Below are 22,884 nucleotides of genomic sequence, written 5' to 3' on the forward strand. Positions count from 1 at the left end.
TGAAAGATCAGCCAAACGTGAAGGCGTAGGCCTGCACGCCGGGGGCGAGGAATTCGATCGCGAAGGTGCGGTCGTGGATGTCGCCGCTCTGGCGGACAAGCTGGTAGAGGCGTTGCTGCCTGACCGTGCCGCTGCCATCGGCGGCCACATCGGTACCGTGCGAAGCGCCTGGCGCGTTGCCGTCGATCGTCACGCGAAAACGCACTGGTTTGCCATCCGCGCCAGGGCCGAGCACGAGGTGCAGGTCGCGCGCGTGGAAGCGGTAGATGATGCGCCCGTTGGCGCGTTCCAGGGTCGCCTGTTCCGCACCGACTTTCCAGTTGCCAGCGAGACCCCACTCGTTCAGTGCGGGCCTGGCCGGTACGGTGTAGTCCTTTGGCTGATCCGCCTTCGCGCCGCCGGGCGACGCAAAATTCTCGGCGCGCACATAGCCGACGTACGTCTCCGGCGAACGCAGCGCGTCGTTGTCAGCCGCCATTTCCACGCCCTGCATGGCGTTGCTGTTAGTCATCGCCACTTTCGTCACATCTCCGTGGCCGGCTTCGGCCAGCAATTGCCGGATCACGGCTTCTGACTTCTCGTACTCGCCCTCGCCGAAATGATGGAAGCGTATGCGCCCCTGGGCATCGATGAAGTAGTGCGCCGGCCAGTAGTGATTACCGAACGCGCGCCAGATCGCGTAGTTGTTGTCGATCGCGATCGGGTAGTTCACGCCGAGGTCGTGTGCGGCCTTGCGGACGTTGTCGATATTGCGTTCGAAGGCGAACTCGGGCGCATGCACGCCGATCACGACGAGGCCCTGGTCACGATATTTGTCGGCCCATGCCTTCACATAAGGCAGCGTGCGCAGGCAGTTGATGCACGAGTAGGTCCAGAAGTCGACCAGCACGACCTTGCCGCGCAGCGCTTCGGCGCTCAGCGGCGGCGAGTTGATCCATTCCACCGCGCCAGTGAGGCCCGGGAACTGGCCTTCCACCGGCAGCGTCATCTGACGGTCCACGGCGCGCATCATCATCGAGCCACTCTCAGCAGGCTTGGCCGACATCGCGCTCGGCGGGGCCTGCATCATCATCGTGCCACTACCTTCGTCCTTGCGGGCGAGCTTATCGACGAGCTGCTGTTCGAGTCCGCCTGTGGCCACCGTCGAAATCCGCGTGAGCACGCCGGCGTCGAGTCCCAGCGCAATCGCGCCGACGCCCGCCAGCATCGCCGCGCCGATACCGCGCCGTATCCATTCACCGGCGCCGAGCGAACGCTTCATGGCGGCGAACACACGACCGCCGATCAGCAGCGCGCCGGCCAGCGAGGTGGCCGCGCCGGCCGCATAGGCCAACAGCAGCACTGTGGAGCCAAGGCTCGCGCCTTGCAGCGCTGCGCCGGTCAGCACGAGGCCGAGGATCGGGCCCGCGCAAGGTGCCCAGAGCAGGCCCGTGGCGATGCCGAGCATGAATGACGAGCCCGGGCCGGCGGGGCGGCTGTCGGCCCGGGCGAAATTCGACAGACGGCTCCCCGCGTTGACCAGCGGACGCATCAGCCGCTCAGCCAGGCTCGGCAGCAGCAGTGTCAGGCCGAACACAGCCAGCAGCGCGATGGCCAGCCAGCGGCCATATTGGTTGGCCTGTGCGACCCAGCCACCGCCGACGGCCGCCAGCGTGGCCACGCCAGCGAACGTGATGCCCATGCCGGCCAGCAGCGGCAGGCCGCTGCGTACGAACGGCTGATCGGCACGCGCGAAGACGAACGGCAAGACAGGCAGGATGCAGGGGCTCAGGATCGTGAGCGCCCCACCAAGGTAGCCAAGAATCAGAAGTAACATGCGATTCATCCGATCAGGCAGGCACGGGGCGGAATGTCAGCGCCACGCCCGACAGCAGGAAGCGTCTGGTAATGCACATGATGAACTCCGCGCTGAGGAATGGTGACGGCATGGTAGGTGGCGTCACGTGTCGAAGTCCTCGCCAAACCTTAAACAATTCGTGATAACTGGCCCGGCTTATTTCTGCACAATAGAGCCACTCTCTGAGTCGTGACAGCACCATGGAAAACCCCAAGCGCATCCTGCTCGTGGAGGACGATGTCGGCATTGCCAACGTCCTGGCCATACATCTGCGCGACGAGCGCTACGAGGTCGTGCATACCGCGGACGGTGCCGACGGGCTGCGGCTGCTCGAGCAGGGCGGTTGGGATGCCCTGGTGCTGGACCTGATGCTGCCCGGCGTCGACGGCCTGGAGATCTGCCGCCGCGCGCGTGCGATGACGCGCTACACGCCCATCATCATCACCAGCGCACGTTCCAGCGAGGTCCATCGCATCCTCGGACTCGAGCTCGGTGCCGACGACTACCTGGCCAAGCCGTTTTCGGTGCTGGAGCTGGTGGCGCGTGTCAAGGCGCTGCTGCGTCGCGCCGACGCGATGGCGCGCGACGTGCGCGCCGATGCCGGCAGCCTCGATCTGGCAGGCCTGACCGTTGATCCGCTCGCACGCGAGGCCACGGTCGATGGCAGGCGGCTCGAACTCACGCCGCGCGAGTTTGATCTGCTGTACTTCTTTGCGCGCCATGCGGGCAAGGTGTTCTCGCGCATGGACCTGCTCAACGCGGTCTGGGGCTACCAGCACGAAGGTTACGAGCACACGGTGAACACTCATATCAACCGGCTGCGCTCCAAGATTGAGGTCGATCCCGCGCAGCCCACGCGCATCCTGACTGTCTGGCGCCGTGGCTATCGCTTCGTCGCGGATCCCCGGTCCGGCGAGGCTGCCGACACGGGAGCGACATCGTGAATCTCTCGTTGACCCAGCGGCTGGCGGCCGTCTTTGCGGCGTTGCTGCTGGCGTGCTGCGGCGCATCGGCGTGGTTGCAGGTGCGCGCCAATGCGATGCACGAGAAAGAGGTGATCCAGGATCTCTCACGCGGGCTGGCCGCGTACATCGCACGCAATGCCTTGGCCGAGGACCAGCATGCGCTCGAGCCCCAGGCGCTGCGCAAGCTTTTCGGCCAGTTGATGGTTGTGAATCCGAGTGTGGAGGTCTATCTGTTGGACGACCAGGGGCGTATCCGGAGCCATGACGCACCGGCCGGCCATCTGGCGCGTGAGCATGTAAACCTGGCGCCTGTGAAGAAACTGATCGATGGCGAGGCATTGCCGATTCTTGGTGACGATCCGCGCAGCGTTTCGGGCCGGAAGGTGTTCAGCGCAGCGCCGTTGCGGCAAGGCGGCTACATCTATGTGGTGCTGCAGGGCGAAACGCATGACAAGCTGGCCGCGCAGGCCACGCGGAATTCGGTCATGCGTACCACGCTATGGTCGATGGCATTGGTGGCCACGCTCGGCCTGATCGCCGGACTGGTCGCGTTCGCGTTGATCACGCGCCCGCTGCGGCGCCTAACGCTGCTGATAGGCCACTTCGATTCGGACGCTGGGCGCCACGATCATCCCGGGACGCCGCTGGAGCCGTCATCAGGCGATGAGATTGCCGCGCTGGAATCCGCATTCCGCCAGATGGCCGATCGCATTGAGGCGCAGTGGCGCACACTCAAGCAGCAGGACCAGGAACGGCGCGAGATGGTGGCTAATATCTCGCACGATCTGCGCACGCCGCTGGCCTCGCTGCATGGCTACCTGGAAACGCTTTCGCTGAAATCCGACAGGCTCGGTGCCGAGGAACGCCAGCGCTATCTGGCCATTGCGCTCGCGCAGAGCGCAAAGGTCGGCGGGCTGGCGCAATCGCTGTTCGAGCTCGCGCACCTCGAACATGGCATGGTGCAGGCGGTGCCGGAGGATTTCTCGATTGTCGACCTGGTGCAGGATGTACTCGAGAAATTCGCGCTGCCGGCCGAGGCCAAGCAGTTGCAACTGCGTGCCGGCGTGCCGCCGGCCCTGCCTGCGGTGAGCGCGGATCTCGGCATGATCGAGCGCGTGCTGACCAACCTGCTCGACAACGCGATCCGCCATACGCCTGTCGGCGGTACGGTCGAGGTTGACCTGGCCACCGAGGACGGCAAGGTGGCCGTGACGGTCAGCGATACCGGCCCGGGCATTCCACCGGCCTTGCGCGAATCGCTCTTTCAGCGTCCGTTCCCGTCAGGTGGCGCGCACCGTGGCGGCGGGCTTGGGCTGCTAATCGTGCAGCGCATGCTGCAACTCAATGGCAGCCAGGTGCGCCTGGTGGAGAGCCCGGTGGGGGCTACACTGTGCTTCGCCTTGCCAGCCTCACGGTCGCCCGGCTGACCGCACGCCTCCTCGGCCCGACTGTCGTTACGCGAATGACTTCGGCTCAGGCAGGCGAAAAGGGGGTCTTGCCCCGGCGATATGTACCCGGGGCGCTTCCGGTCCACGACTTGAAGGCGCGCTGGAACGCGGCGCTGTTGGTGAATCCGAGTTCATGCGCCAGTTCCGACAGCGGGACGGCGCTCGTATTGAGTCGGACGATGGCGATGTCGCGCCGCAGATCGTCCTTCAGGGACTGGAATGATGTGCCCTCCAGCGCCAGTTTCCGCTGCAGTGTCGCGGTCGAAATATGCAACGACTCGGCGGTCGCCGCAAGGTCAGGCCAATCGGGTTGCGAACGCTGCAAAAAGCCGCGGACGCGGGCGCTGGTAACCTGATCGGTGCGGCCCGGCACAAGCATGTTGGCTTGCGCCTCGGCGAGGAACGCGCGCAGGGCCGCTTCATCCCGCCGCACAGGACGCTGCAGCCAGGCCACGTCAAACCAGAATGCCGTCAGCGGCTGCTCGAATGCCATCTCGGCGGGGAATATCTTGCCGTAGCTACCCGCGTACGGCGGATATGCGAAGGCGAAGTCGAAGCGCGTGACCGGCAGACGGCCGCCAGCCAGCCAGGCGATCAGGCGCCAGAACACACGGAGCAGGAGTTCGTGGACGAACGTCTTCTGCGCGGTCACCGCATTGGTGAAGCGAAAGGCCACGCAAGCCTTTCCGTTGTCCCGATGCACTTCCGCGACGACGTCGTCCTGCAGTAGCCAGAACGTATGCGACAAACGCCGGATGGCAACGTCCAGCGTCTGCGCGCTCAATGCGCTGCGCGCCATCAGCGCGAAGCTGCCGCGCTTCAGTGGCCGGGACAGGAAGCCGAGGCATTCATCTCCGAATCGCTCGATCACCAGACGGAACACGGTCGCGTACTGCGCAGCGGTTACACGCGCCCCCGCGTGCGCAAGCAGTTCCGCGGAGACTCCCGCTTCGGTCAGCAGGTCGTCTATGCAGTGGCCGTGCGCCTGCACTCCTGTGAGCAGGCCGCGCAGGAAGATGACCGATATCGTCACAGGGGCGCGCATCGTCACTGAGAATTGCCTCCGAGATTGATGTGTTCTGCCATGCGATCGAGGTAATGCGTGATTGCTGGCTCCGGGGCGTGTTTCTAACATGGTGGGCACCAAGCAAGCAATCCGCACTTCCGCTCGGTGAGAACAGGCAAGCACACAGGCCACTTCGGCATCGTGCGCTGCAGCACAGGCGGGTCGCACTGCGGTGCAATTTTTCCAGACGTACTGACGGAGACAAACTTCATGACTCTCAAGCTCGACGGCAAGGTAGCCCTTGTCACAGGATCTGGTCGCGGCATTGGCCGTTCCATCGCACTCAAGCTGGCAAGCGAAGGCGCGCGGCTGGTTATCAATGACCTCGACGCCGCCCCGGCCGAGGAAGTGGCGGCCGAGATTCGCGCAGCGGGTGGGCAGGCAGTAGTCTGCGCCGGCTCGGTGACCGCGCCGGATTTTGCCGAACGTTTTGTCGGCACGGCCGTCAGCGAATACAAGGGCTTGGACATTATTGTCAACAACGCCGGCTATACCTGGGACAACGTGATCCAGAAGATGACGGACGAGCAGTGGTACGCCATCCTCGACTGCCACCTGACCGCGCCGTTCCGCATCCTGCGCGCCGCGCAGCCGGTGATCCGGCAGTTGTCGAAGGCCGATGCCGAGGCCGGCCGGCGGGTGGTGCGCAAGGTCGTGAATATCTCGTCAGTGGCCGGCATTTTCGGCAACGCCGGCCAGGCCAATTACTCGACTGCCAAGGCGGGCATCATCGGCATGACCGAGACCCTGGCCAAGGAGTGGGGGCGCATGGACGTCACGGTGAACTGCGTGGCCTACGGCCTCATCAAGACGCGCCTGACCGAAGCCACGGCCGGGGGCAATGCCACCGCCAATATCGAAGGACGCGAGATCAAGGTGGGGGTCAATCCGGACCTGATGGCCGCCATGGAGCGCGGGATTCCGCTGGGCCGCGGCGGCACGCCGGAGGAGGCTGCCGGCGCGGTGTACCTGTTCTGTGTGCCGGAGTCCGACTACGTCAGCGGCCAGACGCTGATGTGCACGGGTGGCCTCACCGGCATCTGAACCTGAAGGAGAATCGCCATGCTGCCCACGCTGCTCCGTCATCCCTGGATGGACGACGACATCGAAGCGTTTCGTGAACAGGTCCGCCGCTATATCGCAGGCGAGCTGTCGCCACATCTGGACGCCTGGCGCCGCCAGGGATACGTCCCGCGCGAAGTCTGGCGTCCGTTCGGCGAAATGGGATTCCTGCTGCCAGAGATGGACGAAGCCTATGGCGGTGTGGGTGCCAGCCTGGCCTACCAGCTTGTGGTGCAGGACGAAATGGCCAAGGCGGAACTGCCGGCCAACACTGCGGTACACACGATTGCCGCGCACTACCTGCTGGACTACGGTACGGATGCGCAAAAGCAACGCTGGCTGCCGAAGCTGGCCAGCGGCGAGATGCTCGCCGGCATTGCGCTGACCGAACCGGGCTGTGGCTCCGACCTGCAGGCGCTGCGTACCCGCGCAAGGCGCGAGGGCGACGAGTACGTGATCGACGGAGCCAAGACCTTCATCACCAACGGGTTCACGGCCAACCTGCTGGTGGTGGCCGTGCGCACTGGCGAGGCCGGTAGCCGCGGGGTGTCCCTGATCGTGCTGGAGACCGAAAACCTGAAGGGCTTTCAGGTCGGGCGGCGGCTGGAGAAGCTGGGGCAGCACGCTTCGGATACGGCCGAGCTGTCGTTCGACGGTGTCCGCGTGCCGGCCGATCACCTGCTTGGCGGCGCCGAGGGCAAGGGCTTCGGGCAGCTGATGAGCCAGCTGCCGTACGAGCGCCTGCTGCTGGCCGTGCCCGCTGCGGCTGTCATCGAACGCGCGGTCGAGCTGACGCTCGAGTACACGCAGCAACGCAAGGCATTCGGACAGTCTCTCTATGACTTGCAGAACACGCGCTTCAAGCTCGCGGAGTGTGCAACGCTGGCCCATGTGGTCCGCTCCTTCGTCAATGACTGCATCCAGCGCCTGCTGGACGGGGAACTCGACGAAACGGCCGCCTACATGGCCAAGTGGTGGTGTACCGAGCAGCAATGCAAGGTGACCGACGAGTGCCTCCAGCTGTTTGGCGGCTATGGCTACATGGTCGAGTACCCGATCGCCCGGCTGTATGCGGATTCGCGCGTGCAGAAGATCTATGGCGGCGCCAACGAGATCATGAAGGAACTGATCGCGCGGAAGCTGCCGCGATGAAGCCGCCGCTGATTGGTATTCGCATCGTCGAGTTCGAAGGCATCGGCCCCGGTCCGCTGGCGGGTCGCATGCTTGCCGACATGGGGGCGCAGGTGACGGTGATCGCGCGGCCACAGAAGGGCGCGGTCAATGAAAGGCTTGGCAGCGCGGCCGATAACCCGCTAAGGCGCTGCAAGAACGTGGTCACGCTCGACCTCAAGCGGACGGAAGACGTGGCCCAGGCGAAGTCCATGGTGGCCGGGGCAGATGCGCTGATTGAAGGCAACCGCCCGGGCGTGATGGAAAAGCTCGGCCTTGGGCCAGCGGACTGTGCCGCCATCAACCCGCGGCTGGTCTACGGCCGCATGACCGGCTGGGGCCAGCACGGGCCGCTGGCGCAGGCCGCCGGCCATGATCTGAATTACGTGGCGTTGACCGGCTTGCTGTCACTGTCGGCACACCGGGGCGAGCGGCCGATCGTGCCGCCCACCGTGGTGGGCGATGCCGCTGGTGCACTGGGCCTTGCCTTCGGCATGGCCTGCGCACTGCTGGCAGCGCGTGCCGGCGCAGGCGGGCGGGTGGTGGACGGTGCCATCGTCGATGTGTTGGCGATGCTCGGGACCATCGCGCAATGGGTACGCGCCAGCGGTCAGCTCGATGGCGATGGACCAAGCCCTTTTCATGACTCGCCGTTCTATGACGTCTATGCCTGTGCCGACGGCGGCTTTATCACGCTCGGCGCGCTGGAACCGCAGTTCTACGCGCTTCTGCTGGAAAAGCTCGGATTCTCCGATGTCGATCCCGACGCGCAATATGACGTGCGGACCTGGCCTGAGCTGAAGCAACGCTTCGCGTCACTGTTTGCCAGCCAGCCGCGCGCTCACTGGTGCAGCTTGCTGGAAGGTAGCGACGTCTGCTTTGCTCCCGTACTCAGCATCGCCGAGGCCGCGGCGCATCCGCACAACGTGGCACGCGGGATCTATCACGTTGGTGCGGGCGGTTCGGTGCAGGCGGACGGGGCACCGCGATTCACGCCGCTGCGCGCTCCGTAGCGCGCCGTTTCAGGGCACCACGCTTTTCTTCAAGACGAGGTAGCTGGCCGGCCTATCGAGGCCGGTCACTCGGTACGGCTGGCGCTGGATGACAGCGCTGCCGGGACGCCGCTCGTCCCATGCCTGGCGCCTCCCTCCAGGCTTGCGCAAGTCAACAGAAATCCTATAAGGCGCAGGAGACACCGTGAACCAGTTATCCAGTACACCACGCGTGGACGCTGAGGAAGCCGACATGCACAGCCTGCTGCAGGCCCAGCAAAAGGCGTTCCTTGCGGACATGAACCCATCGTACGACACGCGCATGGAGCGGCTGCGCCGCTTGCAGGACATGACGGAGCGGCACGGCCCGGCGCTGGTCGAGGCGATTTCGCAAGACTTTGGCCATCGCTCGGCGCACGAGACGCGGCTGATCGACCTGATGATCGCCACGGCGGCAATCAAGCACGTGCGCAATAAGCTGAAAGCTTGGATGCGCCCGCGCCGTGTAGCAACCGCGCTGCATTTTCGGCCAGGCCGCAGCCTGGTCCTGCGCCAGCCACTGGGCGTGGTGGGCATCATTGCGCCTTGGAACTACCCGTATCAGGTGTCGATCGGGCCCGCCGTGGGCGCCATTGCGGCAGGCAACCGCGTCATGATCAAGCCATCGGAACTGACGCCGCGCTTTTCCGAACTGCTGCGCCACATCGTGACGGAGAGCTTTGCCGAAGACGAGGTCTCGGTCGTCACCGGTGATGTCGATGTGGGGAGGACCTTTGCGGGATTGCCCTTCGATCACCTTCTCTTTACCGGGTCGACGGCCGTCGGCAAGCTGGTCGCGCAAGTCGCGGCGCGCAATCTCACGCCCGTCACGCTCGAACTCGGGGGCAAATCGCCCGTCATCATTGACAGCTCCTGCGACCTCGATATCGCCGCGCCGCGCCTGACGCACGCCAAGCTGCTCAATGCGGGGCAGACCTGCATCGCGCCGGACTATGCACTGGTGCCGGCGGATCGTGTGCCGGCGTTCGTGGCTGCGCTGAAGCGAACCGCGGCCCAGCTTTATCCCACGTACGGTCGCAATCCCGACTACACCAGCATCATCAGCGAGCGCCACTATGCGCGCCTGGCAGGCCTGGTCGAGGACGCCCGCGTCCATGGCGCGCAGATCATCCCGCTTAACTCGTCGGGAGAGGTTGCCGATCCGGACAGCCGGAAGATGATTCCCGCCATCGTGCTTGGGGTCACGCAGGAGATGCGGATCATGCGCGAGGAAATCTTCGGGCCGCTGCTTCCGGTGATGACGTACGACACGCTGGACAACGCCATCGCCCACATCAATCGAAACGACCGGCCGCTCGCGCTGTACTGGTTCGGGAACGACCGGAAGCATCGGGACCGCGTACTGGCCGGCACCATCTCAGGAGGTGTGACCATCAACGACTGCCTGTGGCACGCCGCCCAGGACGACATGCCTTTCGGCGGGGTGGGCGCGAGCGGCATGGGCGCCTATCACGGTGAATCCGGCTTCCGCACCTTCAGCAAGGAAAAGCCGGTGTTCTTCCAGCCCAGGCACAACGGCCTGTTTCTGTTGCGCCCGCCTTATGGCCGAACCTTTGAGCTGGCAGCCGGCCTGCTGAAAGCCATCATCTGACTGGGGAGACAACCAGAATGAACACGTTCGATTACGTCATCGTCGGCGCGGGCTCTGCCGGCTGCGCGATTGCCAGCCGGCTGTCGGAAGACCCGAAAATCACCGTCTGCCTGCTGGAAGCGGGAGGTCCGGACAAGGGCGTCCTGATCCATGCGCCTGCCGGCATGGTGGCGATGCTGCCGACGCGGATCAACAACTACGGCTATGAGACCGTGCCGCAGCAAGGCCTGAACGGCCGCAAGGGCTATCAACCGCGCGGCAAGACGCTCGGCGGAAGCAGTTCGATCAACGGAATGGTATATGTGCGTGGCCATCGCTGGGATTACGATCACTGGGCATCGCTCGGCAACACTGGCTGGTCGTATGAAGAGGTGCTGCCCTACTTCAAGCGCGCGGAAAACAACGAGATCCACGGGGCCGACGAATATCACGGCATCGGTGGCCCGCTGAATGTCACCTACCCGCGCCACCGAAGCCCGCTGAACGACATGTTCCTGGAGGCAGCGGCGCTGCACGGCATCCCGAATATCACGGACTACAACGGCGCCGCCCAGGCAGGCTCCTTCCACTACCAGGTCACGCACAAGAACGGCGAGCGCTGCAGCGCCGCCAAGGCCTATCTGACGCCGAACCTTTCGCGTCCCAACCTGGTGGTGCTGACGCATGCGGTCTCGGCTCGCGTTCTGCTGGAAGGCAAGCGCGCGGTGGGCGTCGCGTACTACCAGGGCAATGAAGCTAAGGAAGTGAAGGCAAGACGGGAAGTCATTGTGTCCAGTGGCGCATTCGGTTCTCCGCAATTGCTGATGCTGTCGGGGATCGGTCCAGGTACGCAGCTGCAGCGCATGGGAATCCCCGTAGTGCAGGATTTGCCAGGCGTGGGGGAAAACCTGCAGGACCACATCGACTACGTGCAAACCTGGCGCACGCGCGGGGAATCCGAAAGCTTCGGGGTATCCGCGCGCGGCGCGGCCAAGGTGACGGGGGCGATGCTGGAATGGAAGAGCAGGCGCTCGGGCAGGATCACCAGCAATTTTGCCGAAGCCGGTGCCTTCTTCAGTTCCGGCCCGGAAGTGCAGGTGCCGGACCTGCAACTGCATTTTGTACTGGCGATCGTCGATGACCATGGGCGCAGCATGCATCTCGGGCATGGCATCTCATGCCATGTCAACGTGCTTCGCCCCAGAAGCCGCGGCACCGTGGCCCTGGCGAGTACGGATCCGCGTGATGCACCGGCGATCGACCCCTGCTTCCTGGACCACGAGGACGACCTTCGGGTGCTCGTCAAGGGCGCACAGATCCAGCAGCGGATCATGGAATCCAAGCCGTTTGACCCGATCCGGGGCGAAATGCTTTATCCGATACGCGCGGGTGACAGCGCAGGCCTTGCTGCCGATATCCGCAACCGCGCGGACACCCAATACCACCCTGTCGGGACCTGCAAGATGGGGACGGACGTCATGGCAGTGGTCGATCCTCAATTGCGTGTGTATGGCATTGCCGGCTTGCGCGTGGCCGACGCTTCGATCATGCCGACACTGGTCGGCGGGAACACCAACGCGCCGTCGATCATGATCGGTGAACGGGCCGCGGACCTGATTCGGGCCAGCCAATAGCCGTCAAGACAGCACATCTCCCGCATGGCGAAAGCGTTGTCGCCATGGCCTTGCCCGCGCGGGCAGTGCGAAGTTCATGGCTTGTGCGACGGCGATGCGAGAGCGATGTCTTATGCCATCAGATCGATGCATAGCGGCATATGCGCCAGCGCCTTCCGATTCTACGATTCAGTCATTCCAAGCAGAAGACAGCGGAGACAGCAAACATGATGTACATGACCCAGGCGCTGCACCGTGCGGTGCAGCAGCGACCGGATCAGATCGCTGTGCGGTTCGGTGAGCGGACGCGCACCTTCCGGGAATTTGCGGACCGTGTCGCGCGGCTGGCCGGGGCGCTTCAAGCCCTTGGCCTGCAGCCCGGCGGCCGTGTGGCCATGCTGGCGCTCAACTCGGATCGCTACCTGGAATACCAGATGGCGGTTCCCTGGGCTGGCGGCGCACTCAACCCTTGCAACATCCGCTGGTCCGCAGCGGAAATCGCGTACTCGCTCGACGATTCCGAGACCACCATCCTCCTTGTGGACGAAGCCCTGCGCGGCCTGGTCGAGCCCATCCGCAAGCAGACCACCTGCCTGCGCGAGATCATTTATTGTGGCGACGCTGCGTTGCCATCCGGCATGCACGACTACGAGGCGTTGATCGCAAGCCATAACCCGGTTCCCGACGCGACTCGCCACGGCGAAGACCTGGCCGGCATCTTCTACACGGGTGGCACGACTGGCTTCCCGAAGGGCGTGATGCTGAGCCACGACAATATCGTCAGCTCGGCGCTTGCCCTGGCGGTCGAGGATGTCGGGCCCAAGGGTGCGGTTTACCTGCATGCCGCACCGATGTTCCACCTGGCCGATATGGGTGTGGCCGGGGCGAATTGGGTGGCGGGGAATACGCATTCGATCCTGTCGGCGTTCAGCCCGGAAGCGCTGCTGCAGACCATCGAACGCGATCGCGTGACGCATGTGATCCTGGTTCCGACCATGATCCAGATGTTGGTGGACCATCCGGCCATGAGACAGCCGCGCGATCTGAGCAGCTTGCGAATGATCATCTATGGCGCCTCACCGATTTCCGAGGCTGTCCTGGACCGCGCCATGGAAGCCTTGCCGAATGTCGGCTTCATGCAGGCATACGGCATGACCGAGCTGTCGCCATTGGCTACGGTACTGCCGGCAAGCTATCACACCAAAGAGGGCCGCAAGCTCGGCAAGATGCGGGCGGCCGGTCGCGCTGGCGCGTGCGTGGAAGTGCGCATCGTCGACCACGAAGGCCGCGAGGTGCCGCGCGGCACGGTAGGCGAGGTCATTGTGCGGGGCCCCAACGTGATGCAGGGCTACTGGAACAAGCCTGAGCTGACGGCTGCCGCTGTACGCGATGGCTGGATGCATACCGGCGACGGCGCCTACATGGATGAAGACGGCTTCATCTTTGTCGTCGACCGCTTGAAGGACATGATCATCAGCGGCGGCGAGAACGTCTACTCGTGCGAAGTGGAGAACGCGCTGGCCCAGCATCCGGCCGTTGCCTCCTGCGCGGTCATCGGCATTCCGAGCGCGGAGTGGGGCGAGACGGTGCATGCTGCCGTCGTGGTTAAGACCGGCCAGCAGGTTGCCGCAGAAGAACTGATCTCCCACTGCAAGACGCTGATCGCAGGCTACAAGTGCCCGCGCAGCGTGAGCTTCGTCGAATCCCTTCCACTGTCGGGCGCCGGCAAGATTCTCAAGACCGCTTTGCGGGAGCCCTATTGGCGCGACAAGAAGCGCCAGGTCTCCTGACTCTCTCGTTCCATCGTTTTTCCTCTGGAGTAAATCGTGACCCACGATGTCATTGTGGCCGGTGTCGGCATGATCGCTTTCACCAAGCCGGGGGCTAATGAGCCCTATCCGCAAATGGCCGCCAAGGCGACCACCGCTGCGCTGGCAGATGCCGGCATTGCCTACGACAAGGTGCAGCAGGCCTACGTCGGTTATGTCTATGGCGATTCCACGGCCGGGCAGCGCGCGCTCTACGAAGTGGGCATGACCGGCATTCCCGTCGTCAACGTCAACAACAACTGCTCGACCGGCTCTTCCGCGCTGTACCTGGCTCGCCAGGCCGTTGCCAGCGGCGCAGCCGAGTGCGTGCTGGCACTGGGCTTTGAACAGATGAAGCCGGGCGCGCTGGCCGCCTATTTTGAAGACCGGCCCAGTCCCTTCGACCGCTTCGAGCAGATCACCGACGAGCTGGTCGGCAACGGCGAAGTTCCGCTCGCGCTGCGCTACTTCGGCGGCGCGGGTCTCGCCCACATGCAGCAGTACGGCACGCAGCTGTCGACCTTCGCCAGCATCCGGGCCAAAGCTAGCCGCCACGCGGCCAACAACCCGCTCGCGCTGTTTCGCACGGTGGTCACCGAGGAAGAGGTGCTGGCATCGCCCGCGGTGTGGCCCGGCGTGATGACGCGGTTAATGGCTTGCCCGCCCACCTGCGGTGCGGCTGCGGCCATCATCTGCTCGGACGAGTTTGCCCGCCGCCACGGTTTGGACCGCAGCGTTCGCATCAAGGCGCAGGCAATGACAACAGACCGCGCCGTTACCTTCGAGGCCCGCGACATGCGCGAGGTGGTGGGCTTCAGCATGGCTCAGGAAGCGGCCCGGCAGGTGTATGAAGCCGCCGGCATCGGCCCGCAGGACCTGGATGTCGTCGAGCTGCACGACTGCTTCGCGCACAACGAGCTGATCACCTATGAGTCGCTGGGCCTGTGTCCGGCGGGCGGGGCCGAGAAGTTCGTCCGCGACGGCGACAACAGCTATGGCGGCAAGGTCGTGACCAATCCGTCCGGTGGCCTGCTCTCGAAGGGGCATCCGCTGGGCGCCACGGGGCTGGCGCAGTGCACGGAGCTGGTCCAGCAATTGCGCGGCAAAGCGGACAAGCGACAGGTCGAAGGCGCCCGTCTCGCGCTGCAGCACAACCTTGGGCTGGGCGGCGCGTGCGTGGTCACGCTGTACGAGCGCGTTTGAGGAGGCCGACATGATCGACAAGAAATGGATCGGACACGAACTGCCGTCGTCCGTACTGCCCATCGAGCGCACCCGCCTGCGCTTCTTCGCCAAGGCCATCGGCGAGACCGATCCGGTCTACACCGACGAAGCCGCGGCGCGGGATGCCGGCTACCCCGATCTGCCGGCGCCACCTACCTTCCTGTTCGCGGCGGAAATGGACTCTGGCGCTATCGACCTGATGCTGGCGCAGCTCGGCGTTCCCGTGGCGAAGCTGCTGCATGGGGAGCAGGGCTTTACCTATCACGCGGCGGCATGCGTGGGGGACACCGTCATGGTGCGCTCGCGTATCGAGGATATCTACGACAAGAAGAATGGCGCGCTCGAATTCGTCGTGAAGACATCTCGCGCCACCAACCAGCGCGGCGAACTGGTCGCCGAAATGCGCACCGTTCTGGTGTGCCGTAACTGAGAGGCCCTGCGATGACGAAACCTGGCTATGACACCGTGCAGGTTGGCGACCTGCTGCCGGAACTTGTGCTTCCCGCGGTTGACCGGACCACGCTCGCGCTCTTCGGCGGCGCATCGGGCGACCACAACCCCATCCATATCGATACCGACTTTGCGCGCCGCGCCGGCATGCCTGACGTGTTCGCGCAAGGCATGCTCGGCATGGCCTGGCTAGGCCGCCTGTTGACGCAGTGGGTGCCGCAGGCATGCCTGCGCGGCTTCGACGTGCGCTTCCAAGGCATCACGCATCTGGGCAACCGCATTACCTGTAGCGGGCGCGTGGTCGAGAAAGTCGAAGCCGACGGCGAGCGGCGCGTACGTGTGGAGATCCAGACCGCCAATCAATATGGCAACCCGAAGATTGTCGGCGAGGCGGTAGTGGCATTCTGAGTATCGCGCTGGACGCGGCCTTGCCCCGCTTGACGGGGCAGGTGGGGCAACGCGGCTCCGGGCGCGGCCTGTATGCCGTGCCCGCAATGCAATCATCCTGGCAACAGACAAAGCACAATGACCAAGGCATCCGGGAAGGGTGTGGGAGCGGCGCCCGCGACGGTAAAACCATCGATCGCGCACAACCATTGGATGGCGCCGGTTCTGACTGCGGCAGTTCTTGTTGGCACCGCTGCGGCTGGCGCGCTCTGGATCTCGCAACGCTCGGCCACATCCCCGCTATCCGCACCAGGGATTGTGCTGGGAGACGGGCAGCACGGCCCTTCGGGGATGGCCTGGGTTCCCGGCGGCGAATTTCTCATGGGCAGCGACAGCAAGATGGCGCAGGCCAATGAGAAGCCCGCGCACCAGGTGCGCATCCACGGCTTCTGGATGGACCAGCACCATGTCACCAACGCCGAGTTCCGCAGGTTCGTCGAAGCCACCGGCTACGTCACCACCGCGGAGAAGGCGCCTGACTGGGAAACCCTGAGGGTGCAGCTCCCGCCCGGCACGCCGCGCCCGCCCGACAGCGCGATGGTCGCGGGCGGCATGGTGTTCGTGGGCACCTCGCGGCCCGTGCCGCTGCAGGACTATTCGCGCTGGTGGCGCTATGTGCATGGCGCCGACTGGCGCCATCCGGGCGGGCCGGGCACGTCGATCGAAGGCAAGGACAATCATCCGGTCGTGCAGGTCTCGTATGAGGACGCACAGGCCTATGCCAAGTGGGCCGGCAAGCGCCTGCCGACCGAAGCCGAGTGGGAGTTCGCCGCGCGCGGCGGCCTGGAGCAGGCCACCTACGCGTGGGGCGAGACATTCGCGCCGGACGGCAAGCAGATGGCCAATGTCTGGCAGGGCCAGCCATTCCCGGTGATCAGCCCAAAGGCGGGCGGCGCGCTGGGCACCAGCCCGGTCGGCACGTTCCCCGCCAACGGCTACGGCCTCTATGACATGACCGGTAACGCGTGGCAGTGGGTGGCGGACTGGTACCGCGCCGACCAGTTCCGGCGCGAGGCCGCACTGGGCAAGCGGATCGACGATCCCGCAGGTCCCGTGGCGTCATGGGACCCGAGCGAGCCCGGCGTGCCCGTGACTGCGCCCAAGCGCGTCACGCGCGGCGGCTCCTTCCTCTGCAACGAAGACTACTGCCTGAGCTACCGGCCCAGCGCCCGTCGCGGCACCGATCCCTACACCAGCATGTCGCACCTGGGCTTCCGGCTGGTGATGGATGCCGACCAATGGGAGCGGCAGCGGTCGAGGTCCTGACCGCAACTCTCATATCCAAATCGAGGAGACCTTATGCAGAACAGATGTGTCCGAAGCACACGGTTCGCGGGCCTGGCACGCGTGCTCGCAGCAGCCAGTCTGGCCGTGGCAACCGCAGCGGCAATGGCGCAGGAGGTGTTGCCCAAGCCGCCAGCGCCCTTCAAGGGCATGATTGCGCAGAGCGTGCGGGATTCGAAGTCGGACTTTCCGCAGCCCCTTCACGCGCCAAAGGGGGCGCCCAACGTGCTGCTGGTGCTGCTGGACGATGTCGGCTTCGGTGCGGCCAGTGCCTTCGGTGGCCCGGTCAACACGCCAGTGTTTGACCGGCTTGCGCAGAACGGTCTGCGCTACAACGAGTTCCATACGACAGCGCTGTGCTCGCCCACGCGCGCCGCGCTGCTGACTGGCCGCAATCACCACAGTGCGCACACGGGGCTCATCATGGAGGGGGCGACGGGTTACCCCGGCTATGACTCTCTGATGGGCAAGGACACCGCCACGGTTGCCGAACTCCTGCGCCAGAACGGGTGGAACACCGCGTGGTTCGGCAAGAACCACAATGTACCGGACTGGCAGAGCAGCCAGGCCGGCCCGTTCGACCTGTGGCCGACCGGGTTGGGCTTCGAGCATTTCTATGGCTTCATCGGTGCCGACACCAGCCAGTGGCGCCCGGCCGTATTCGACGGCACGCGTCCGGTCGAGCCGTACATCGGCAATCCTGACTATCACTTCGACTACGACATGGCCGACCAGACCATCCGCTGGCTGCGCACGCAGCATGCGATGGCACCGGACCGCCCGTTCTTCGCGTATTACGCGCCTGGCGCTACACACGCGCCGCATCACCCGAAGAAGGCGTGGGTGGAAAAGTACAAGGGCAAGTTCGACCAGGGCTGGGACAAGATGCGCGAGGAGATCCTGGCGCGCCAGATCCGGATGGGGGTCGTTCCCAAGGGCACGAAGCTGACCGCGCGCAGTCCCGGCATTCCCGCGTGGGATTCGCTCAGCGCGGAGCAGCGGCGCCTGTACGCCCACATGATGGAAATCTACGCGGGCTTCCTGGAGCAGACCGACTACAACGTGGGGCGCGTCATTGATGCGCTGAAGGCATCGGGCCAGCTCGACAATACGCTGGTGATCTACATCATGGGCGATAACGGCGCGTCTGCCGAAGGCAGCCTGCAAGGGGCGTTCAACGAATTTGCATGGCTCAACGGCAAGAGTGAAGACCTGAAGGATGTCTTCGCGCACGAGAAGGATCTCGGCACCTGGAAGACATACAACCACTATCCGGTCGGTTGGGCGCATGCCATGAACACGCCGTTCCAGTGGGCCAAGCAAGTGGCGTCACATTTCGGCGGCACGCGCAACGGCATGGTGATCTCGTGGCCGGCGCGCATCAAGGACGTTGGCGGCGTGCGCAGCCAGTTCCATCACGTCATCGACATCGAGCCGACTATCCTGGACGTGGCGGGCATCAAGGAGCCGAAGTCGGTGAACGGCGTCGCGCAGAAGCCGATCGAGGGTGTCAGCATGGCCTACACCTTTGACCAGCCAAGGGCAAAGTCCCTGCGCAATACGCAATACTTCGAGCTGCTTGGCAACCGTGCGATCTACCACGACGGCTGGATCGCCGCCACCACGCCACCCGATGCGCCGTGGGTACCTGCGGGACCGGATGTGGACCCAATTACGGGGTACAAATGGGAGCTCTACCACATTGACGACGACTTCAGCGAGTCGGTCGACCTTGCCGCCAAAGAACCGGCCCGCCTGAAGGCGATGCAGGATCTGTTCTACAGCGAGGCGAAGAAGTACAACGTGCTGCCGATCGACAACACCAAGGTTGCACGCCTGAATCCTGCGATCCGACCGAGCCTGACTCGCGGGCGCACCTCGTTCACGTATTTCGACGGCATGACGCGCATTCCGGAAGGTGCCGCGCCGGACATCAAGAACAAGTCCTACCGCATTACCGCCGAGGTAGAGACCCGGGGCGGCGATCAGGGCGTGATCGTGACGCACGGAGGCTTGTTCGGTGGCTACGCGCTCATGCTGCGCGGCGGCGTGCCCGTCTTCCACTACAACTTCCTTGACCAGGCGCACTACGAAGTGGCGGCAGCCAGGGCGCTGGCGCCCGGCAAGCACGTCATCGCCTTTGACTTCCAGTACGACGGCGGTGGCCCGGGCAAGGGTGGTGTGGGCACGCTCAGCGTTGATGGCCAGCCAGTGGGGCAGGGACGATTCGAGCGAACGATTCCGTTCCGGATCTCGTTCGATGAAACGCTGGACGTAGGTGCCGATACCGGGACACCGGTCAGCCTGGACTATGACGTGCCTTTCAGGTTCAGCGGCAAGCTGGAGAAGGTGACGTTCGACATCGCGCTGCGCGACAGGACGGTCGCGCAAAGCCAGGCGAGTACGTCGAGGTAAGCGCAAGGAGGGGTGCCGGCCAGATGCCGGTATCCCGGTGTTCCTTTCACGGCGGCCGTCCCACCGCAGCGACAGCCTGAGGCGGGCAAGGCCGTCGGAAGACAGATCAAAAGAACAGACCACAACAGGAGAGGACAAAGCATGAAGAGGAGACTTATCGCCATGGCGGCGGTTGGCGCCATGGCCGGGACGGCGCACGCCCAGACTAGCGTCACGCTCTACGGCGTCGTTGACCTGGGCGTCGAGTATGTCAATCGTGTGGCTACAGCGCCGTCTGCGCCAGGACTGGGAACCTTAGGCACTGCGCCCGTTGGCAGTCGCTTCGGGTTGCCAAACCAGGGTGGCCTTTCGGCATCCCGCTGGGGCTTGCGAGGGAGAGAGGACCTCGGTGGGGGCGCGTATGCGTTCTTCACGCTGGAAAGCCAGTTCAACACCGATACCGGCACCTTCACTGGCGGCAGCGGGCTCTTCAATCGCCAGGCGTTGCTGGGCCTTGGGAATGCGTACGGAAAGCTCTCATTCGGCAAGCAGTACTCCAGCTTCATGGAGTCCATGGTGAACTTCTCGCCGACGCGCTTTGCACCGGCCTACGAGCCGGGCATCTGGTGGGTCGGCCTGGACTACAAGCCGAACAATACGATCAAGTATGCGGGCAACTTTGGTCCGCTGACGGCGTTGGCACACTACTCCTTCGGTGCGGGTCTACCGGTGTCATCCTTTGGCGCGGGCGGCTTGCTCTACGGCGGCGGCGCCGGCGAGACGCCCGGCGCGCCGCGAGACGACACGGCCTGGGGCGGCGCGCTGACGTACCTGGGCCAGAACTTCGGTGGCAGCATTGCCTACGACCAGTGGAACCCGGCAGCGACGGTCGGCAACACCGGCAAGGTACGCAAGGCGGGCGTGGCCGGCAGCTATACCAATGGGCCGCTCAAGCTGATGGCGGGGTATCGCTGGGGAGACCAGACCTTCGTCAACGGCAACACTGCCTTGCGTGACGACTACTGGTTTGCAGGGGTGAACTACAGGTTCACGCCGGCGCTAGACATGCAATTGGGCTACTTCTATTCGAACGTCAAGAAGTTCGCTTCGACCAACAGCAGCGTTGCCACGAATCCCGCCAACCCGCAGCAAGTGAGCTTCGTTGCCGACTACGCACTCAGCAAGCGCACCGACGTCTATCTTTCGGCTGGCTGGGCGCATAACGGTAGCCTTGGCAACGATGGTCCCTTCACGCTGTTCCTGTTCAATTATCCGCAGGCGCCGGGGCAGAAGAATATGGTGGGTGTGACGACTGGCGTGCGGCATGTCTTCTGATTCTGACTTTCGAACAGGTAGCTGAGGGCACACCGGCGCCTGGATGCTGATCGAAGTCTGCAACATCACCGGAAGTCGGATCCCGGTGGCCTTTGCCCGGCGCAAGCCGGGTTTTTCTTATTCGCTAGCGGACGATCGTAACCCGATCCGCGTTGACATCGACTTCGCGCGGCGGGCCGGAGCTCCTGAGTTCGAGGCCGGCCTGTCGGGCTGTTGGCCTTCGCCGAAGGGGGCGATTTGCCGCCTGCCACGCGACACTGGCCCTGAGATGCGACAGCCTGGCCGGCACGGCCAGAGGATTTTTTCCGAGACACAACGATGGTGGTTCATGATTTCCCGACGACACCGATCCCTAGAAAGGGGATGGCGGTTGCTGCAAGCCAGACCCTACAGGCGATTACGCCGATGGAACGGCTGATGGACCTGTTGCACGAGGTTCGCCAGCTCAGCCGCCATATCCAACGCTCCGCACGGCAAGCGGAGCGCGGCATGGACAATCTTGCCTATGCCGAAGTGTTGCGTGAGATGCTCGGCGACCGCATGCGCTGGGGCGATGCACGCATGCGTATCCTCTGCTACGCGTCGGCGGCTGAACTGGGTGTTTCGGTGGAACTTCCTGCCGAGCACTGCCGTCAGGCTATGACAGGAGGCCTGGGTTTTCCGCTGCGAGTCCTGTTCTGGGCCGCGCACCGGCGTATGCTGGGCGTCCAACGGACGCACTGGTGAGAGCGCCGCACTGTGCAGCCGCGTACTGGCGGGCGACGTCATCATCGAACTTCCCCCTTTCCTTGCGGCACCAGCGATTCGCACAGGGCAATTGGTGGCGCTGCTACCCGAACAACCGATGCCCGAGCAACACATCCACCTGCTTTATCCCTCGCACCGACATCCGTCCGCGATCGTCAGGGCATATCTTGACTTTTGCGAGGTGCGGCTTTCTGCGCTCGTCGACGAGTGCACGATTCCCCGCTGACAGCATCGCTATTATCGACCGCAGCAGCCAGCTTGATCGATGCGGTGTTGCCATGCGCTTTGTATGCGTATCGCGAAGGCGCTCGTCCGTCATGCGCACCGGGCTGTCAGCGGAATTAACCGCGATGTCGCCGGCTCCCCGCGCGCGCCCGTTCGGCACAATCCCTGCTCAGTCGCCCCTAAGGACAGCCCGATGACCCCACGCCAGCTCCGGTACTTCGTCGCTATTGCAGAGACGGGAAGCATCTCCACCGCCTCGGCCTTGCTGCGCGTTGCGCAGCCCGCGCTCAGCCAGCATATTGCGGTGCTGGAAGCGGAGTTCGGCGTGGCGCTGCTAGAGCGGCATGCGCGCGGCGTGTCGCTAACGGCGGAGGGCAGGCGCCTTCAAGAGCGTGCCGGGTCGATACTGGCGCAACTGGAGGGGCTGCGCGACGAGGTGGTGGCGCCGTCGGGCAAGCCCCGCGGGTCGGTGCGGCTGTGCCTGGCCGGGTCGGTGGCGCAGCTGATCGCCGGGCCGCTTTATCGCTATGTCGAGGCGCATTACCCGGACGTGCGGCTGTTGCTGTCCAGCGCGCTGTCTAGTGAGGTACGCGTGGCAGTGGAAACCCGGCAGGTCGACCTTGCCCTGATGCCGAATGCCTTCGAATTGCCCACCGCACAGTCGCGGCCGGTTTATGAAGAGAGCTTTTCGCTGTTCGGGCCGGCGACCGCGTTCGCCGATGGCGACGAGACCATCCGCTTCGCCGCGATCGGCACTCGGCCGCTGGTGGCGCCGGACCGGGATCACGATCTGCGGCGGCTGATGGAGCGGACCGCCGTGACGCTGAACTGTCCTCTCAATGTCCGCTACGAGATCAATGATCCGGAGATGTGTTTTGCAATAGTGCAGGAGGGGTTGGCGTGCGCCATCCTGCCGGAGACTGCCGCGCTTGGGCGCCTGCGTGCAGACAAGCCTCTGGTGACGGCACGGCGCATCGTGGAGCCAGAGATCAAGCGGGTGCAGTCGATTGTGCGCGTGCCGTTGCGCCAGTTGACCGCGGCAACGGAGGCGGTCGAACGGTCGCTGGAGCAGGTGGTGCGGAATCTGTCCGTGCAACGGCTGCTGCCGGGCACGCTGGTGCAAGCGAACAAGATATAGAAAAAATCTTATGTCTCAGACATTTAAATAATATTTGTCCGACGTCCGG

General features: G+C 64.5%; 19 protein-coding genes. 17 read left to right on the forward strand and 2 right to left on the reverse strand.

Annotation, left to right across the window (positions count from 1 at the left end; genetic code table 11):
- Positions 1-7: 7 nt before the first annotated feature.
- The gene (locus tag LDO29_RS09695) at positions 8-1,816 is read right to left on the reverse strand and encodes a cytochrome c biogenesis protein DipZ (protein ID WP_224079564.1); all 1,809 of its coding nucleotides are present in this window, start codon (positions 1,814-1,816) and stop codon (positions 8-10) included.
- Positions 1,817-2,037: 221 nt separating this feature from the next.
- On the opposite strand from LDO29_RS09695, the gene LDO29_RS09700 reads away from it, so the two are divergent.
- Together LDO29_RS09700 and LDO29_RS09705 are read left to right on the forward strand one after the other, a co-directional pair.
- Positions 2,038-2,781: a response regulator transcription factor gene (locus LDO29_RS09700; protein ID WP_224079565.1), complete on the forward strand. Its 744-nt coding sequence runs from the start codon at positions 2,038-2,040 to the stop codon at positions 2,779-2,781.
- On the forward strand, positions 2,778-4,229 hold the full coding sequence (locus LDO29_RS09705) for a HAMP domain-containing sensor histidine kinase (RefSeq protein ID WP_224079566.1): 1,452 nt from the start codon (positions 2,778-2,780) through the stop codon (positions 4,227-4,229). The genes LDO29_RS09700 and LDO29_RS09705 overlap by 4 nt, the downstream gene beginning before the upstream one ends.
- 46 nt (positions 4,230-4,275) lie before the next feature.
- Here the strand turns inward: LDO29_RS09705 and LDO29_RS09710 are convergent, their stop codons facing one another.
- Positions 4,276-5,295 (reverse strand): AraC family transcriptional regulator, encoded by a 1,020-nt coding sequence (locus LDO29_RS09710; protein ID WP_224079618.1) that lies wholly within the window; start codon positions 5,293-5,295, stop codon positions 4,276-4,278.
- Positions 5,296-5,526: 231 nt separating this feature from the next.
- Between LDO29_RS09710 and LDO29_RS09715 the strand changes: the two genes are divergently transcribed.
- The 15 genes from LDO29_RS09715 (at position 5,527) to LDO29_RS09785 (ending at position 22,835) form a co-directional block, all read left to right on the forward strand.
- Positions 5,527-6,360 (forward strand): SDR family NAD(P)-dependent oxidoreductase, encoded by an 834-nt coding sequence (locus tag LDO29_RS09715; protein ID WP_224079567.1) that lies wholly within the window; start codon positions 5,527-5,529, stop codon positions 6,358-6,360.
- An 18-nt stretch (positions 6,361-6,378) separates the two neighbouring features.
- Entirely contained in the window at positions 6,379-7,530 is a 1,152-nt protein-coding gene (locus tag LDO29_RS09720; RefSeq protein WP_224079568.1) for an acyl-CoA dehydrogenase family protein, read from the forward strand.
- Positions 7,527-8,561: a CaiB/BaiF CoA transferase family protein gene (locus LDO29_RS09725; protein WP_224079569.1), complete on the forward strand. Its 1,035-nt coding sequence runs from the start codon at positions 7,527-7,529 to the stop codon at positions 8,559-8,561. The genes LDO29_RS09720 and LDO29_RS09725 overlap by 4 nt, the downstream gene beginning before the upstream one ends.
- Positions 8,562-8,745: 184 nt before the next feature.
- Complete coding sequence (locus LDO29_RS09730) at positions 8,746-10,191, forward strand: coniferyl aldehyde dehydrogenase (RefSeq protein WP_224079570.1); 1,446 nt, start codon at positions 8,746-8,748, stop codon at positions 10,189-10,191.
- 17 nt (positions 10,192-10,208) lie between these two features.
- A complete protein-coding gene (locus tag LDO29_RS09735; protein ID WP_224079571.1) occupies positions 10,209-11,804 on the forward strand; it encodes a GMC family oxidoreductase in 1,596 nt (531 codons plus the stop codon).
- Positions 11,805-12,013: 209 nt separating this feature from the next.
- On the forward strand, positions 12,014-13,573 hold the full coding sequence (locus LDO29_RS09740; protein WP_224079619.1) for a long-chain-fatty-acid--CoA ligase: 1,560 nt from the start codon (positions 12,014-12,016) through the stop codon (positions 13,571-13,573).
- Between the two features lie 36 nt (positions 13,574-13,609).
- Positions 13,610-14,794 (forward strand): lipid-transfer protein, encoded by a 1,185-nt coding sequence (locus LDO29_RS09745; RefSeq protein ID WP_224079572.1) that lies wholly within the window; start codon positions 13,610-13,612, stop codon positions 14,792-14,794.
- A gap of 10 nt (positions 14,795-14,804) precedes the next feature.
- Positions 14,805-15,245, forward strand: a complete 441-nt coding sequence (locus LDO29_RS09750) for a MaoC family dehydratase N-terminal domain-containing protein (protein ID WP_224079573.1) — start codon at positions 14,805-14,807, stop codon at positions 15,243-15,245.
- An 11-nt stretch (positions 15,246-15,256) separates the two neighbouring features.
- Positions 15,257-15,673: a MaoC family dehydratase gene (locus LDO29_RS09755; RefSeq protein WP_224079574.1), complete on the forward strand. Its 417-nt coding sequence runs from the start codon at positions 15,257-15,259 to the stop codon at positions 15,671-15,673.
- 192 nt (positions 15,674-15,865) lie between these two features.
- On the forward strand, positions 15,866-16,978 hold the full coding sequence (locus LDO29_RS09760) for a formylglycine-generating enzyme family protein (protein ID WP_224079620.1): 1,113 nt from the start codon (positions 15,866-15,868) through the stop codon (positions 16,976-16,978).
- A gap of 33 nt (positions 16,979-17,011) precedes the next feature.
- The gene (locus LDO29_RS09765; RefSeq protein ID WP_224079575.1) at positions 17,012-19,411 is read left to right on the forward strand and encodes an arylsulfatase; all 2,400 of its coding nucleotides are present in this window, start codon (positions 17,012-17,014) and stop codon (positions 19,409-19,411) included.
- A 141-nt stretch (positions 19,412-19,552) separates the two neighbouring features.
- The gene (locus LDO29_RS09770) at positions 19,553-20,725 is read left to right on the forward strand and encodes a porin (RefSeq protein ID WP_224079576.1); all 1,173 of its coding nucleotides are present in this window, start codon (positions 19,553-19,555) and stop codon (positions 20,723-20,725) included.
- A gap of 318 nt (positions 20,726-21,043) precedes the next feature.
- The gene (locus LDO29_RS09775) at positions 21,044-21,451 is read left to right on the forward strand and encodes a hypothetical protein (protein ID WP_224079577.1); all 408 of its coding nucleotides are present in this window, start codon (positions 21,044-21,046) and stop codon (positions 21,449-21,451) included.
- 25 nt (positions 21,452-21,476) lie between these two features.
- The gene (locus LDO29_RS09780) at positions 21,477-21,698 is read left to right on the forward strand and encodes a LysR substrate-binding domain-containing protein (protein ID WP_253074120.1); all 222 of its coding nucleotides are present in this window, start codon (positions 21,477-21,479) and stop codon (positions 21,696-21,698) included.
- A 192-nt stretch (positions 21,699-21,890) separates the two neighbouring features.
- A complete protein-coding gene (locus LDO29_RS09785; RefSeq protein WP_224079578.1) occupies positions 21,891-22,835 on the forward strand; it encodes a LysR family transcriptional regulator in 945 nt (314 codons plus the stop codon).
- Positions 22,836-22,884 lie beyond the last annotated feature (49 nt).

The organism is Cupriavidus laharis (assembly GCF_914271435.1).
Classification (GTDB): Bacteria; Pseudomonadota; Gammaproteobacteria; order Burkholderiales; family Burkholderiaceae; genus Cupriavidus; species Cupriavidus laharis.

What these genes read in the sequence shown, in the direction of transcription:
- LDO29_RS09695 (WP_224079564.1), bottom strand. Translation starts at nt 1,816, where the DNA reads ATGTTACTTCTGATTCTTGGCTACCTTGGTGGGGCGCTCACGATCCTG.
- LDO29_RS09700 (WP_224079565.1), top strand. Translation starts at nt 2,038, where the DNA reads ATGGAAAACCCCAAGCGCATCCTGCTCGTGGAGGACGATGTCGGCATT.
- LDO29_RS09710 (WP_224079618.1), bottom strand. Translation starts at nt 5,295, where the DNA reads ATGCGCGCCCCTGTGACGATATCGGTCATCTTCCTGCGCGGCCTGCTC.
- LDO29_RS09715 (WP_224079567.1), top strand. Translation starts at nt 5,527, where the DNA reads ATGACTCTCAAGCTCGACGGCAAGGTAGCCCTTGTCACAGGATCTGGT.
- LDO29_RS09720 (WP_224079568.1), top strand. Translation starts at nt 6,379, where the DNA reads ATGCTGCCCACGCTGCTCCGTCATCCCTGGATGGACGACGACATCGAA.
- LDO29_RS09725 (WP_224079569.1), top strand. Translation starts at nt 7,527, where the DNA reads ATGAAGCCGCCGCTGATTGGTATTCGCATCGTCGAGTTCGAAGGCATC.
- LDO29_RS09735 (WP_224079571.1), top strand. Translation starts at nt 10,209, where the DNA reads ATGAACACGTTCGATTACGTCATCGTCGGCGCGGGCTCTGCCGGCTGC.
- LDO29_RS09740 (WP_224079619.1), top strand. Translation starts at nt 12,014, where the DNA reads ATGTACATGACCCAGGCGCTGCACCGTGCGGTGCAGCAGCGACCGGAT.
- LDO29_RS09750 (WP_224079573.1), top strand. Translation starts at nt 14,805, where the DNA reads ATGATCGACAAGAAATGGATCGGACACGAACTGCCGTCGTCCGTACTG.
- LDO29_RS09755 (WP_224079574.1), top strand. Translation starts at nt 15,257, where the DNA reads ATGACGAAACCTGGCTATGACACCGTGCAGGTTGGCGACCTGCTGCCG.
- LDO29_RS09760 (WP_224079620.1), top strand. Translation starts at nt 15,866, where the DNA reads ATGGCGCCGGTTCTGACTGCGGCAGTTCTTGTTGGCACCGCTGCGGCT.
- LDO29_RS09765 (WP_224079575.1), top strand. Translation starts at nt 17,012, where the DNA reads ATGCAGAACAGATGTGTCCGAAGCACACGGTTCGCGGGCCTGGCACGC.
- LDO29_RS09770 (WP_224079576.1), top strand. Translation starts at nt 19,553, where the DNA reads ATGAAGAGGAGACTTATCGCCATGGCGGCGGTTGGCGCCATGGCCGGG.
- LDO29_RS09775 (WP_224079577.1), top strand. Translation starts at nt 21,044, where the DNA reads ATGGTGGTTCATGATTTCCCGACGACACCGATCCCTAGAAAGGGGATG.
- LDO29_RS09785 (WP_224079578.1), top strand. Translation starts at nt 21,891, where the DNA reads ATGACCCCACGCCAGCTCCGGTACTTCGTCGCTATTGCAGAGACGGGA.